The 13,642-nt window shown below is 64.5% G+C and carries 13 protein-coding genes; 6 read left to right on the forward strand and 7 right to left on the reverse strand.

What is annotated here, in order from left to right:
• The first annotated feature begins 69 nt into the window (after positions 1–69).
• From JMY28_RS16750 to JMY28_RS16760, 3 genes are read left to right on the forward strand one after another with little or no spacing between them, the layout of a single operon-like run.
• Positions 70–1,161 (forward strand): porin, encoded by a 1,092-nt coding sequence (locus tag JMY28_RS16750; protein WP_201697049.1) that lies wholly within the window; start codon positions 70–72, stop codon positions 1,159–1,161.
• Between the two features lie 33 nt (positions 1,162–1,194).
• Entirely contained in the window at positions 1,195–1,437 is a 243-nt protein-coding gene (locus JMY28_RS16755; protein WP_201697050.1) for a hypothetical protein, read from the forward strand.
• Positions 1,434–2,471 (forward strand): zinc-dependent alcohol dehydrogenase family protein, encoded by a 1,038-nt coding sequence (locus tag JMY28_RS16760; protein WP_201697051.1) that lies wholly within the window; start codon positions 1,434–1,436, stop codon positions 2,469–2,471. The genes JMY28_RS16755 and JMY28_RS16760 overlap by 4 nt, the downstream gene beginning before the upstream one ends.
• A gap of 169 nt (positions 2,472–2,640) precedes the next feature.
• Here the strand turns inward: JMY28_RS16760 and JMY28_RS16765 are convergent, their stop codons facing one another.
• Positions 2,641–3,693, reverse strand: coding sequence for a DUF2092 domain-containing protein (locus JMY28_RS16765; RefSeq protein ID WP_328809411.1), 1,053 nt, complete (start codon positions 3,691–3,693; stop codon positions 2,641–2,643).
• A gap of 143 nt (positions 3,694–3,836) precedes the next feature.
• On the opposite strand from JMY28_RS16765, the gene JMY28_RS16770 reads away from it, so the two are divergent.
• From JMY28_RS16770 to JMY28_RS16780, 3 genes are read left to right on the forward strand one after another with little or no spacing between them, the layout of a single operon-like run.
• Entirely contained in the window at positions 3,837–5,261 is a 1,425-nt protein-coding gene (locus JMY28_RS16770) for an MFS transporter (protein WP_407945514.1), read from the forward strand.
• A 21-nt stretch (positions 5,262–5,282) separates the two neighbouring features.
• Complete coding sequence (locus JMY28_RS16775) at positions 5,283–6,482, forward strand: CaiB/BaiF CoA transferase family protein (protein ID WP_201697274.1); 1,200 nt, start codon at positions 5,283–5,285, stop codon at positions 6,480–6,482.
• Positions 6,483–6,485: 3 nt separating this feature from the next.
• Positions 6,486–7,328: a citryl-CoA lyase gene (locus JMY28_RS16780; RefSeq protein ID WP_201697054.1), complete on the forward strand. Its 843-nt coding sequence runs from the start codon at positions 6,486–6,488 to the stop codon at positions 7,326–7,328.
• A gap of 80 nt (positions 7,329–7,408) precedes the next feature.
• On the opposite strand, the gene JMY28_RS16785 is transcribed toward JMY28_RS16780, so the two are convergent.
• The 6 genes from JMY28_RS16785 to JMY28_RS16810 all read right to left on the reverse strand — a co-directional run bounded on the left by JMY28_RS16785 (position 7,409) and on the right by JMY28_RS16810 (position 13,556).
• On the reverse strand, positions 7,409–8,179 hold the full coding sequence (locus JMY28_RS16785; RefSeq protein ID WP_201697055.1) for an IclR family transcriptional regulator: 771 nt from the start codon (positions 8,177–8,179) through the stop codon (positions 7,409–7,411).
• A gap of 109 nt (positions 8,180–8,288) precedes the next feature.
• Positions 8,289–9,296 (reverse strand): LacI family DNA-binding transcriptional regulator, encoded by a 1,008-nt coding sequence (locus JMY28_RS16790; protein ID WP_201697056.1) that lies wholly within the window; start codon positions 9,294–9,296, stop codon positions 8,289–8,291.
• A gap of 35 nt (positions 9,297–9,331) precedes the next feature.
• Complete coding sequence (locus JMY28_RS16795) at positions 9,332–10,429, reverse strand: ABC transporter ATP-binding protein (protein ID WP_201697057.1); 1,098 nt, start codon at positions 10,427–10,429, stop codon at positions 9,332–9,334.
• 9 nt (positions 10,430–10,438) lie between these two features.
• A complete protein-coding gene (locus tag JMY28_RS16800; protein WP_201697058.1) occupies positions 10,439–11,368 on the reverse strand; it encodes a carbohydrate ABC transporter permease in 930 nt (309 codons plus the stop codon).
• Positions 11,365–12,309: a carbohydrate ABC transporter permease gene (locus JMY28_RS16805; protein ID WP_201697059.1), complete on the reverse strand. Its 945-nt coding sequence runs from the start codon at positions 12,307–12,309 to the stop codon at positions 11,365–11,367. Before JMY28_RS16805 ends, JMY28_RS16800 begins: the two co-directional genes overlap by 4 nt.
• Before the next feature lie 8 nt (positions 12,310–12,317).
• Positions 12,318–13,556: an ABC transporter substrate-binding protein gene (locus tag JMY28_RS16810; RefSeq protein WP_201697060.1), complete on the reverse strand. Its 1,239-nt coding sequence runs from the start codon at positions 13,554–13,556 to the stop codon at positions 12,318–12,320.
• Positions 13,557–13,642: the final 86 nt, after the last annotated feature.

The following is a 13,642-nucleotide window of genomic DNA, read 5'->3' on the forward strand; positions in this document are numbered from 1 at the left end:
GATCGATCAAGAAGTCAACAATAGGGGAACGTGACGATGTCGTTAAATAGAGGAATCCTAAAAGTATCGATGACCACTGCGGCAGTGATCGTCAGTGCGCCGGCAATGGCGCAATCGTCGGTGACGCTCTATGGCGTGCTGGACGTGTTCGCCGGCTATCAGAACACGAAAGTCGACGGCAAGACCACATCGCTCGCCGTGCTCGGCAATAACGGCTTGATGACGAGCCGGTGGGGCTTGCGTGGCACGGAGGACATAGGCGGCGGATACCGCGTGAACTTCGCGCTGGAGAGCGGCTTCGATCCGGGCACCGGCAAGTTGCAGAACAGCTATCGATTTTTCGATCGTCAGGCGTGGGTCGGTGTGAGCGGCGGGTTCGGCGAGGTGCGCTTCGGCCGGCAAAACACACCGATGTTCGCCTGGAGCGGCAATATGGACGCCTTTAGCGCGGCGACCTATGCCTCGGGCTACAACAACTTTGCGAACTGGCTGGCGCGCGTGGACAACGACATCGCGTGGATCTCGCCGAAGTTCGTGGGCACGCAGGTCGAGCTGCACTATTCAGTGGGCGGTCAGCCCGGCACGCTCGCGGGCAATGCTGTGTATCAGGCCGGCGTGCAGACCAACCAGGGCCCGGTCTATCTCGCGCTCGCCTATTTGAACGCGGCGAACGCCACGGCCTCCAACCGTGTGCAGGAATTCATGGCGGGCGGCAATCTCGACTACGGGTGGGGGCGCATCTACGTCGGCTATTTCCGCGCCAATGAGGTGGTTTCCGCGACCACCGGCAACGCGCTCAGCAACCCTGCGGGCAAATACGACCCGACGGTGGGGCCCGTTGGCAACACGGCAGGCGACTGGCACAGCACGTATTCGCTTTCGGCCGACTATCGGTTCTCGCCGTTCTTCAGCGTGGGCGCGGGCGCCGCCTACATCAAGGACAGCACGCATCTCGGCAACGACGCCCTGCAATATGGGGCGATCGTCAATTACGACGTCTCGAAGGGGACGCGGCTCTACGGCACGGTTTCCGAATTGAAGAATTACGGCACGGCGCAGTTCAAGATGGCGGGCGCCAGCATTACGACAGGGTCGTTCCTCACGCCGGGACCCGGACAGAGCGAATTCGGCGTGCAAGTCGGCATCCGGCATCTGTTCTAGTGTTCGAGTGCGCAAAGCGACCATGCGCAACGCATGAATGTTCACGCCATCACTTCGTGGCCATCGGACATTGGAAAGGGGTCCATCGATCGTAAGTACTACGATCATGATTGCAAGGGCGACGTCGTCGTTATTTCGATTCTGCGCACGGCGGCTCGCCGTGCATCAAAATATGCAAACCTTGCAGCGGAAGGCGGACTCGCCGGACGCGAGCGCACCGAAAGGAGGGCGCTTGCCGAGCCGGCGTATTTCCGGTTGTCGATGGAGGAACCATGAAAGCACTGGTCTACAGCGGTCCGGGCAAGTTCGAGCTCGAAACGCGGCCACAGCCCGCCTTGCAGGGACCCGGCGACGCCGTGGTTAAGATCTCGAAGACGACGATCTGCGGTACCGATCTCCACATTCTCAAGGGTGACGTGCCGAGCTGCGAGCCGGGCCGCATTCTCGGCCATGAAGGCGTGGGCGTCGTCCATGAAGTCGGCGAGGGCGTGTCGACGCTGCAAGCTGGCGATCGCGTGCTCGTCTCGTGCATCTCGAGTTGCGGACAGTGCGAATACTGTCGGCGCGCCATGTATTCGCACTGCAAGACGGGCGGCTGGATACTCGGTAACCGCATCGACGGCACGCAGGCGGAGTACGTGCGCATTCCGCATGCGCAAACGAGCCTGTACCGGATTCCCGACGGCCTCGACGAGGCGGCGCTCGTGATGCTCTCGGACATTCTGCCGACCGGCTTCGAATGCGGCGTGCTCAACGGCAGGGTCGAACCCGGCAGCACGGTCGCCATCGTCGGTTCGGGACCGATCGGGCTGGCCGCGCTCTTGACCGCGCAGTTTTATACGCCCGCGCAGATCATCATGATCGACATGGACGCCAACCGTCTGGAATGTGCGAAGCGATTCGGCGCGACGGCGTGCATCGATCCGCTCGCGGGCGACGCTGTGGAGGCTGTCATGAAGCTCACGGACGGCGTGGGCGTGGATTGCGCCATGGAGGCCGTCGGCGTGCCTGCGACGTTCGAACTGTGCCAGCAGATTGTGGCGCCGGGTGGCGTGATCGCGAACATCGGCGTGCATGGCGTGCCGGCATCGTTGTTCCTCGATAAGCTGTGGGACCGCAACGTGTCGATCACGACGCGTCTCGTCGATACCGTGAGCACGCCCATGCTGCTCAAGACTGTGCGCGCCGGGCGGATCGATCCGAACCGGCTGATCACGCATCGGTTTGCGTTCGACGACATGCCCAAGGCGTATGAGACGTTTTCGCAGGCGGCCAGCACGCAGGCGCTGAAGGTCATTGTCGAGATGTGATGCGCCGGATCTAGATGTTTACGAACATTTAAAAAGGTCGATAATTTATCTTATGTTAAATACGAAAAATACGCGGGCGTCACCCCTCGCCAAGTGTGCCCGCGCCGCGCCGACCCGGTCCCGATAAGCCCCGGTCATCGGTACCCGTCGTCGCTCGCGCTGCCTCGTGTCATTGCGCCTCCTCGAACGAAGGCCGCGCGGCAGCCGGCTTCAATTCGGTTTGCTTCGCACCGGCTTTCGGATGGAACACGAATGTCCACGCGACGAACGACGGCGCCAGATTCCAGTGATACGTCACTTCGTGACGCGGCCTCGAAGGCTCGGTCATGTCGGTGACGACCAGATGGCACGGTAGCGGTCGCCGTCCTTGCTCGATCCACATTTCCCAATTGACGCCCGGCTGCTGAAAGGCGTAATGCGTACACCAGCGCGTATCGACTTTCTCGACGCCGAGCACCCGCGCCGCCGTGATCGCCGCGCTGTCGTCCTTCCCGTTGCCCCAGTAGAAAAGCTCCGCGAGCGGTGCTTCGATACGCCAGGTATTCGCCAGTTCGCGCACGAGGCCGTCGAGCGTCGACGGCGCGTCGTTGCGCGTGAAATAGCCCTTCTTCTCGTTGAAGGTCGTGAATTCGTGGCCGTCATACACCAGTCCGCGCACGTTGCCGTTGCCCGTGATTTCGGCGCGCAACCGGTCAGGCCGCTTGACCTTGAGCACCGTATGACCCAGCAGCGCGGCGTTCTGGCCATTGTCGAGCACGATGTCGGTTGAGGTGTCCGCGCTCACCTCGAATTGGCGCAGCATGCGCAGATAAGCACCCATGGCATTGAGCGCGTCGATCGCCTGCTGATCGAGCGCGGGCCGCGCCGCGTTCGCGGCAGCGGCTCCCTCGCCGTTGTCGAGATCGGTAAGCGGCGACGGGACATTCGATTGCGCCTGTCTGTACCCACCGCCGCTCTCTGGATGCGCGCACCCGCCAGCGCGACGACGGCGCAGAGCGACAAGGCGAGCGTGGCAGGAACCATGTAGGGAAAAACTTTCTTCGTCACGACGTCTCCTGACTGAACATGCGCACAAACCGACCGGGTTGTAGCGAACGGCGTGCCCAACAAGCCACTCGCGGGCGGCGATCCACGCTGCATGGCAATACATGCCCGCTGGTCGAGCTTGCCAGGATGCGGCCCCATGTGGCGTCTGCGGGCCGCCCTCTCGCTGACACACCATGCGCCCACTCAGTAAAAGCCCTGGTCCGTTGGCTCGACGCCCCGCAGTATCATCGAGTCATTATTTTAGAACGACGTTCTGTTGTATAGAACGCGTAGACACGCAAACGAAGCGTTCAGGAGAGTCCGATGTCCAGCCTGCCAATCGGTGCGACGCGCGCGTCGCGTCGAGACGATGCCGCCGCGCCCGCCAGTGCGGCCGAGATCAACGCGCGCATTGATCGCCTGCCGGCCACGCGCGCCATCTGGACGCTCGTGCTCCTGCTTTCGATGGGCGGTTGGTTCGAGTTCTACGATCTGTTCTTTACGGCCTATGTCGGCCCGGGCCTCGTGAAAAGTGGTCTCTACTCGACCACCACGGCTTCGTTCTTCGGCTTCTCGGGGCTCGGCGCATTCGTGGCGGCGTCGTTCGCGGGGCTCTTCATCGGCACGTTCTGCCTGACCGGTCTTGCCGATCGCTATGGCCGCCGCACCCTGTTCACGGCCTCGCTGCTCTGGTACTCGGTTGCGACCTGCATCATGGCGCTGCAGACGAGCGCGCCCGGCATCAACCTGTGGCGGCTCATCGCCGGCATTGGGGTGGGCGTCGAACTCGTCACCATCGACACCTACGTGAGCGAACTCGTGCCCAAGCACATGCGCGGCCGCGCGTTCGCGTTCGTGCATCTCGTGCAGTACACGGCCGTGCCGGCCGTCGCGTTGCTCGCGTGGTGGTTCGTGCCGCGCGCGCCGCTCGGCTTCGACGGCTGGCGCTGGGTCGTGATGTTCGGCGCGTTCGGTGCGCTCATCGCCTGGGCGATCCGCCGCCGCGTGCCCGAGAGCGCACGCTGGCTCGCGCAGCGCGGCCGAACCGAGGAAGCCGCGCGCATTCTCGCCAGGCTCGAAGCGAAGATCGAGGCGCAGCATGGGCGCCTGCTGCCCGCGCCTGTTGTGGAATCGGCCGGCGCGCAAACCGTCACCCAAACGCGTTTCGCCGAGATCTGGCAACCGCCGTATCGCCGCCGCACCATCACGCTGCTCGTCTTCAACCTGTTTCAGGCGATCGGCTTCTATGGCTTTGCGTCGTGGGTGCCGACGCTGCTCGTTTCCAAAGGCGTCACGGTCACGCACAGCCTGCTCTACTCGTTCGTGATCGCCGCCTCGAATCCGTTCGGCCCGCTGCTCGGCATGGTCATTGCCGACCGCATCGAGCGCAAGACGCTCGTCGTGCTCTCCGCGCTCGCTATCGCCGTGTGCGGCACGCTGTTCGCCATGCAGACGTCCGCCGCCATGCTCATGTTCCTCGGCGTCCTGATCACGCTCGGCGGCACGCTGCTCTCCGTCGGCTATCACGCGTACCAGGTCGAGCTGTTCCCGACTCGCATGCGCGCCACGGCCGTTGGCTTCGTCTATTCGATGTCGCGTCTTTCCGCGATGTTCTCCGGTTTCATGATCGCGTTCGCGCTACGTCACTTCGGCGTGCCAGGCGTTTTCGCGCTGATCACCGGCGCGATGATCGTCGTGATGGCGGCTATCGGCATCTTTGGGCCGCGCACGAAGAATCGCGCGCTCGACGACATCTCTCACTAATCTTTTGAATACGAGGCTGCAATCATGCTCCCGTTAGCCGGCGTGCGCGTCCTGGATCTGTCGAATGTGCTCGCGGGTCCGTTCTGCGCCTATCAACTCGCGCTCTTCGGCGCCGAAGTCACCAAGGTCGAGCATCCTGAAGGCGGCGACCTTGCCCGGCGCCTGGGCGCCGACAAGGACGCCGCGGCGCGCAATATGGGCGCGTCGTTCGTGGCCGTGAACGCGGGCAAACGCTCGATCACGCTGAACCTGAAAGACCCGCGCGGCCAAGCCATTTTGCTGGATCTGGTGCGCAACGCCGACGTGCTCGTCGAAAATTTCCGGCCCGGCGTGATGGACCGCCTCGAACTCGGCTACGATCAGTTATCCAAAGTGAATCCGGCGCTGGTCTACTGTTCGATTTCTGGTTTTGGCGACGAAGGCGAGCTGTCGCGCCGCCCTGCTTACGACCAGATCATTCAGGGCATGTCCGGCGTGATGAGCGTGACGGGGGACGCGCAGAGCGCGCCGCTGCGCGTGGGCTATCCCGTTTCCGATACGGTGGGCGGCCTCACCGCTGCGTTCGGCATTTGCGCGGCGCTCGTCGACGCGCGCACGAGCGGCCGCGGGCGGCGGCTCGACGTTTCGATGCTCGAAGCCACGCTCGCGACCATGGGCTGGGTCGTGTCGAACTACCTGAACGCAGGCGTCGAGCCCGCGCCGATGGGTAACGAGAATTTCACGGCCGCGCCTTCGGGCACGTTCCGCACCGGCGCGGGCCTCCTCAATATCGCTGCGAACGAAACGCGCCAGTTCGAAAGCCTGTGTGAGGTGATCGGCCGCCCCGACCTGCCGCGCGACGACCGTTTTTGCGCGCGCCATACGCGCAAGCAGTACCGCGAAGCGCTCAAGGCCGAGATCGAAACCGCGCTCGCAGCCGACAGCGCGGCAAACTGGGAAACGCGCCTGCTCGAGCGCGGCGTTCCGGTGGGCCGGGTGCTCTCGGTGCCCGAAATCCTCGCGCATCCGCATCTGGCCGAACGGCGTTTCATACGCGAGTTCGAGGCGGCAGAGGGCGAAGCGGCACAGCGCGTGACACGCGCGGGCCTGCGCCTCGCCGATGCCGACGCCGCACCCGCCACCCCGGCACCGACGCTTGGCGCGCACACGCGCGAAACGCTTGCACAACTCGGCTACGAGGCCGCCCAAATCGACGCACTGCACCACGACGGAGTGATCTGAACCATGTCGACGACGAACACAACCACGCCCGATCTCGCCGCCCTGTGCGCCGACTACTGGAGCACCTCGATCACCGACATCCATCCGGGCTCGATCAAGGTGCGCGGCTATCCGATCCAGGAACTGATCGGCAACGTGAGTTTCCCGCAGATGATCTGGCTGATGCTGCGCGGCGAACTGCCCGGTGACGAAGAGGCCACGCTGCTCGAAGCCGCGCTCGTGGCCTCGGTCGATCACGGGCCACATGCGCCTTCGATCGCGATCTCGCGCATGGCCACGAGTTGTGGCCTTCCGATCAACGGCGCCATGGCGTCGGCGCTCAACGCGCTCGACGACGTGCACGGCGGCGCAGGCCAGCAGGCGGTCGAGCTCTATGCCGACATCGCCGCGCGCATCGTGGCGGGTAGTCCGTTCGAAGCAGCGGTCGAGGCAGGCGTGGACGAGTTCATCGCCGCTCATGGCAAATATCTGCCCGGGTTCGGCCATCGCTTTCATCCCGTCGATCCGCGCGCTGGGCGGCTGCTCGCGCTCGTCGATGCGCGCGTGGCGTCCGGCACGATCAAGGGCCGCTACGCGGCGATTGCGCGCGGCATCGAGGCTTTGCTGAAAAAACGCAAGGACCGGCCCGTGCCGATGAATATCGACGGCGTAACGGCGGTGATTTACGCGGAGCTGGGATTCGCGCCCGAACTGGCGCGCGGCGTATTCTGCCTCTCTCGCGCGGTGGGCATTCTCGCGCATGCGTGGGAGCAACGCGGACGCGGCGAGCGTAACAAGGGACCCATGCCGCGCCAGATTCCTTATGCCTACACCGGCGCGCCGGAGCGGCATCTGGAGCAGTCCTGATCAACATGCTGTGAAAGAGACCGCTTGTAGCTTGAAAACGGCGGTTACGCCCGCAGTGCTCCCACTAGCTGGGCGTTGACTCAGGCGTCCTCGCGTGCGCGCGCAGCGTGCACGCGTTGGGCGGCGCGCAGCGCGCGCGAGTCGCCGCCGAGCGCGTCGGTCGCGCGTACCGCGCAATCGAACAGTGCATCGAGGTGGCGCTCGACGAACGCCCCATCGATGCGCGAACTCGGTCCGGCGAGCGTGAGCACGCCACGCAACGCGTCGTGAACGCCGAACACAGGCATGGAAACGCCCGCGGTCTCGCGGTCGCGTTCACCAATCGATATGCAGTAGAAGTCGTGCCGAATGCTCTCGAACGGCTCGCCCGGCTCGCCGCTGAACGCGAGCAATGCGCGGCCGCCCGAGCCGCTTTCGAGCGGCAATACGTCGCCCTCGCGCACGTGGTGGCGTACCACATGGTGTGAGTCGACACGATGCAGGCACACGCGCACGGCGTTATCGCGCACGTAGAACGAAACGCTCTCCCCACTCGCGGCGGCCAGCTCACGCATGAGCGGCAACAGAATGTCGCCCATGTTGAGGCCGCGCTGATAGAGCGCGCCCAGCGCGAACGTGGCAGGGCCGAGCTGATAGCGTCCGTCGTCGAGGCGCAGCAGCAGGCGATGCTGAATCAGCGCGCCGGCTAGCCGCAGCAGCGTACTTTTATAAAGGCCTGTGCGCGCCGCGAGTTCGGCGAGCGTGAGCGCGCTATCTCCGGGTCGAAACGCGAACAGGATGGCACACGCGCGGTCGATGACGGCGACGCCTTCTTCTTTCTTGACCGTACCAGCCGGGTCTTGCGCGGGCATGAATGGAAAAGGTGGGGATGGGGAATGCGTTCGATTTTACGCGACTTGGCGCCGCCCCGGAGCGGCTCCCTACCCTCGCCCTCACCGCTCGTCGTTCCGCGCGCGGGCGTTACTTCGCCTGCGCCACCGAATCGCGCAACGTCACGCTTACCGGGAAGGTGCGCTCGATCGGCCACTGCGTGCCGTAGCACTGGTTGATGAGCCAGCGCACCGCGTTACGCGTGAGCTCGGCGGTGGGAATGTGCACCGAGGTCAGCGCCGGCGCCATGTAGGCCGCTGAATAATCGTCGTCGTAACCGATCACGGAGACGTCGTGGGGCACGCGCAACCCGGCCTGCTGCAGGCGCGCGAGCGCGCTCATGGCCATCGTGTCGTTCGCGCAGAAGAGCCCGGTGAAGCGATGTTTGCGCTCGAGGAGCGTGCCGACCGCCACGTAGCCACCTTCGGGCGAGAAGTCCGACACGATATGCGGCACGGTCCTGCGCTCGATGCCGTGGCGCGCCAGCTCCGCGAAAAAGCCATGCAAACGCGCCGCATTGTCCGACGACGTGGACGGGCCGCCGATTACCGCAAGCTCGCGATGGCCGTGTTCGATGAGCGTGCGGGCAGCCATCTCACCACCGTGAAAGTGATCGGCGCAGAACGATGCTTCGGGCAACTGATCGAATGCGCGGTTCAGGAAGGCCATGCGCGGGTGCATGGCGTGCAACATCTGCAGGTCGTCGTCGTACAGATCGTGGCTGATGACCACCACGCCGTCGCAGTCTCGCCCTATCAGGAAGCGCACGGCCTCGATGGCCTGCTCGCGTGGCGACGCCTCGCCGCAACCCGTGGCCACCACCACGTGGCGCCGCACGGCGCGCAACTGCGTGTCCGTTTCCTTGAGGATGGTTCCGTAGTACGAGCCGAAAAACGTTGGGACGAAAATGCCGATGATGCCGAGCGACTTCGTGGCCATTGCCCGGCCGATGGACGAAGGCCGGAAATTGAGCTGCTCGATCGCGGCCTGCACGCGCGCGGCCGCCTCCGCCGACACCGGACCGTTGCCCGATATCGCCCGCGAAGCCGTTGAAAGGCCCACGCCAGCCAGCGCCGCCACGTCTTTCAGGGTCGCCACGTTCCTGGTCTCTCTCTCTTTGCTAGTTACGTCCATCAAATCCGCGCGCCGGTTTCTTCGTCAAACAGCGAAACATGCGCACCGTCGATGGAGAACGGTACCGCCGCCCCGCTTGCGAGCGGCGTCTTGTCCTGATCGATCGACGCGATCTGCCCCCCCTGATGCTCGATCCACAGTACACGATGATTGCCCATGGGCTCCACGAGCGTCAAGCGCCCTTCCCACGCGACATCGTGCGGGCGCACGGCACCGGCCGCGCGCACGTCCTCCGGGCGCACGCCGAGCACGCACGCGCGCGTTGGATCGGGCGTGCCCTTGAACGGGTAAGCCGAAACATCCACGTCGAGGGCCGGCCCGCGAAAGCGCAGCCGGCCTTCGTCGGCTTCGAGCCTGCCATGCAGCAGGTTCATCGGGGGCGCGCCGAGAAAGGTCGCCACGAACAGGTTCTCGGGGCGCGCGTAGACTTCGGCCGGCGTGCCGAACTGCTGGATCGCCCCGCCCTTCATCACCGCCATGCGCGTGGCGAGCGTCATCGCCTCGACCTGGTCATGCGTCACGTAGATCATCGTCGCGCCGAGGTGCTGGTGCAACTGCTTCAGCTCGCGGCGCAACTCGGTGCGCAACTTGGCGTCGAGATTCGAGAGCGGCTCGTCGAACAGGAACACGTCTGCCTCGCGCACGAGCGCGCGCCCGATCGCCACGCGCTGGCGCTGGCCGCCCGAGAGCTGCGCGGGTTTGCGCGCAAGCAGCGGCCCGAGTTGCAGCATGTCGGCGGCGCGCTTCACGCGGCGCTCGATCTCCGCCTTCGGCGTGCCGTTGATACGGAGTGCGAACGAGAGATTGCGCTCCACGTTCATGGTCGGATAGAGCGCGTATGACTGGAACACGAGCGCCACGCCCCGATCCTTCGGGTCGGCCCATGTCATGTCCTCGCCGCCGATTTCGATGCTGCCGTCGGTCACATCGACGAGGCCCGCGATGCTGTGCAGCAAGGTGGACTTGCCGCAGCCCGACGGCCCGAGCAGCACGACGAACTCGCCTGCGCGCACGTCGAGATCGAGTTCGTCGATCACCGTGTTCGCCCCGAGGTCGATGCGCAGATTGCGTACGGAAACATTCGTGAGATTGCCCATGCCCTGCTCCTAGCCTTTCACCGCGCCTGAGGCGATGCCGCGCACGAACCAGCGCCCGGAAATGAAATAGATCGCGAGCGGCACGGCCGACGTGAGAATCGTCGCGGCCATGTTGACGTTGTAGACACGCTCGCCGGTCGTCGTGTTGATGATGTTGTTCAGTTGAACCGTCATCGGCAGATTCTTCGTGCCCGCGAACACGAGGCCGAGAATGTAGTCGTTCCAGATACCGGTGACCTGCATGATGATCGCCACGACGATGATGGGCACCGACATGGGCAGCATGAGCTGCAAGAAAATGCGCCAGAACCCGCCGCCGTCGATGCGCGCGGCCTTGAACAGCTCCTGCGGCAAAGACGCATAGTAGTTGCGGAACAAGAGCGTCATGACCGGCATGCCGAAGATCGTGTGAATCACCACGATGCCCGGCAGTGAGCTGAAGAGATGCATGAAGGCCAGCACACGCACGAGCGGGTACACCATCACCTGCACGGGAATGAAGGCGCCCGCGAGCAGGATGCCGAACAGCACGCCCGCGCCGCGCGGCCGCCAGAACGACAGTGCGTAGCCGTTCACCGCTCCCACGGCGATCGAGAACACCGTGCTCGGCACGACGATACGCACCGAATTCCAGAAGCCCACGCGAATGCCGTCGCAGTCGAGGCCCGTGCATGCCGAGGACCACGCATCGCGCCACGGCGCGAGTGTGAAATGCACCGGCAGTGCCAGCAGATGACCGAGGCGGATCTCGACCATCGGCTTCACCGAGGTCACGAGCATCACATAGAGCGGCAGCAGGAAGAACAGCGCCGCGGTGAACAGAAACGCATACACGCCGAGGCGCGCGGGCGTGAAGCGGCTGCGCGGCTTGCGCCGCTTTTGCGCCGCACGCGGTTGAGCCGGTGCGGGACGCAGCGAATCGGCCACAGGCGTGCTCATGCGCGGTCTCCTTTGAGCGCTGCGCGGCTGCGCGCGTAGAAGAACGGCGCAAGAATCGCGAGCACGGTGGCGAGCAGCACGATCGACGCGGCCGAAGCGAGGCCGATGTTCGCGCGATTGAACAGGTAATCCATGATGAATTTCGCGGGCACCTCGCTCGCGGTGCCGGGGCCGCCCTGGGTCATCGCGACCACGGCGTCGTAGAGCTTCACGACCATCACGAAGAGCAGCACGAACGCGGTGGAGAGCGAGGTTTTAAGCATCGGCACGACGATGCTCGCATACACGCGCCAGCGCGGAATGCCGTCGAGGCGCGCGGCCTTCCAGATCTCGTCGTCGATGCCGCGCAGCCCCGCGAGCAGGAGCGCCATCACGAGGCCCGAGGCCTGCCACACCGTGGCGATCACGAGCGTGTAGATCGCAAAGCGCTGCGTGACGATCCAGTCGAAGCGCGCATGCTCGAAGCCCATTTGCTGCAATACGGCCTGCACGCCGAGTTCAGGATTGAGGATCCACTGCCACACAAGACCCGTTGCGACGAACGACATCGCATAGGGATAGAGAAACACCGTGCGTAGCGCGCCTTCCGCCACGACGCGCTGGTCGATGAAGATCGCGAGCAGAAGCCCGATCACGAGGCACGCCGCGATGAAGCACGCGCCGTAGATCACGAGATTCTGCAGCGACAGGATCCAGCGGTCATTCTGGAAGAGCCGCACGTACTGCGTCACGCCCGCGAAGGTGTTGGTGGGCAGCGAGCGCGAGAAGCTGAGCGAGACGCGCGCTGTAAACAACATCGTGCCCAGATACGCGAACAGGACCGTCGCCGCCATGGGCGCGAGCGCGATCCAGGCGGCGAGCGAGATTCGCCGCCGCACGGGGCGAACGCTACGCGTTTGCCCCGCTTGACGTTTGGCAGGGTGCAGCTTGGCGGCGTACATGGTTGCGCTCAGCTCTTGATTGCCGTGGCGAAGGCCTTCTGCGCGTCTTCGGCCGACTGGTTCTTGTTCCAGAAGTTCGTGATGACATCCTGGAGCGCGCCCTGGACATCAGGCGGAATCAGCATTTCCGGATTCGGCAGTTGCCGCGACTTGTCCTTCATGATCGCCATGCCCTCCTTCGCGCAGATGTCGAAGCCCGAGGTGTCCACGTCCGGGCGAATCGGGATCGAGCCCTTGCGCTGGTTGAACGCGGCCTGCGGGCCCGGCGATGTCATCACCGTCGCCAGCAGTTGCTGTGCCTTGACCTGCTCGGGGTTGTCGGTCTTCGGGAACACGAACACGTCACCCGCGATCATGTACGGCGAATTCTTGAAACCGGGGAAGCATCCAAAGTCCTTGCCCGCCACCTGATTCGCCGCCGAGAACTCGCCCTTGGCCCAGTCGCCCATGATCTGCATGCCCGCCTTGCCGGAAATCACGAGCGCCGTGGCGTCGTTCCAGTTGCGGCCGGGCGAGCCCGGATCGACGTAATTATGCAACCGCTTGAAGGTCGTGAGCACATTGCGGAACGCGGGCGAATTCACGGCGTTCGCGTCGCGGTCGCGGTAAACCTTCATGTAAAGATCGCGGTCCATGTCGGCGAAAATGGCGTCGAAGGTGATCTTCTCCTGCCACGCCTGGCCGCCCAACGCGAGCGGAATCACGCCAGCCGCCTTGAGCTTGTCCAGATCGCCGAAAAGTTCGTCGAAATTCTGCGGTTCACCCTTGATGCCGGCCTTCGCAAAAGCGGGCTTCGAATAGAAGAACCAGTCCTGCATATGGATGTTCACGGGCGTCGCGTAGTAATGCCCGTTGATCCGGATCGCGTTGACGATCGACTCGGGGAAAATGGCGCCCCAGTTCTCCTTCGTCGCGACCGCATCGACATTGTTCAGGAGTCCCTGGTCGATGAGGTCGTGAAACTGCTTGGACGTGTTGAACTGCGCGGCGGTGGGCGGATCGCCGCCCACGATGCGGTTGATTGCCGTTGCGCGCGCCTGGTCCGCGCCGGCGATCGCATTGTCTATCCACTTGCCACCCGCCTGATCGTAGGCGAGCGCGAACTGCTTGATCGCGGCCGACTCGCCGCCCGACGTCCACCAGTGAATCACGTTGGCCTTCAGCGGCTCCGCGGCGTTGGCCGCGAGTGCGCCGGCCAGCGCGAGAGCGGCCACGATGCCGCGCAGAACGGGTGCGTTATGCTTCATTGCGTCTCCTGTCGAGCCGGAGTCGGCGCGCCGCGCTTAAACCGGTCGTCCCGCGCGGGGCTCCGGTCGCTCCGGGTTGGTCTGCA

It is taken from the genome of Paraburkholderia hiiakae (genome assembly GCF_904848665.1).
In the GTDB taxonomy this organism is placed as follows: domain Bacteria; phylum Pseudomonadota; class Gammaproteobacteria; order Burkholderiales; family Burkholderiaceae; genus Paraburkholderia; species Paraburkholderia hiiakae.

Coding starts and splice junctions, on each gene's coding strand:
- JMY28_RS16750 (WP_201697049.1), top strand. CDS start 70: ATGACCACTGCGGCAGTGATCGTCAGTGCGCCGGCAATGGCGCAATCG.
- JMY28_RS16755 (WP_201697050.1), top strand. CDS start 1,195: ATGAATGTTCACGCCATCACTTCGTGGCCATCGGACATTGGAAAGGGG.
- JMY28_RS16760 (WP_201697051.1), top strand. CDS start 1,434: ATGAAAGCACTGGTCTACAGCGGTCCGGGCAAGTTCGAGCTCGAAACG.
- JMY28_RS16765 (WP_328809411.1), bottom strand. CDS start 3,693: ATGGTGTGTCAGCGAGAGGGCGGCCCGCAGACGCCACATGGGGCCGCA.
- JMY28_RS16780 (WP_201697054.1), top strand. CDS start 6,486: ATGTCGACGACGAACACAACCACGCCCGATCTCGCCGCCCTGTGCGCC.
- JMY28_RS16785 (WP_201697055.1), bottom strand. CDS start 8,179: ATGCCCGCGCAAGACCCGGCTGGTACGGTCAAGAAAGAAGAAGGCGTC.
- JMY28_RS16795 (WP_201697057.1), bottom strand. CDS start 10,429: ATGGGCAATCTCACGAATGTTTCCGTACGCAATCTGCGCATCGACCTC.
- JMY28_RS16800 (WP_201697058.1), bottom strand. CDS start 11,368: ATGAGCACGCCTGTGGCCGATTCGCTGCGTCCCGCACCGGCTCAACCG.
- JMY28_RS16805 (WP_201697059.1), bottom strand. CDS start 12,309: ATGTACGCCGCCAAGCTGCACCCTGCCAAACGTCAAGCGGGGCAAACG.
- JMY28_RS16810 (WP_201697060.1), bottom strand. CDS start 13,556: ATGAAGCATAACGCACCCGTTCTGCGCGGCATCGTGGCCGCTCTCGCG.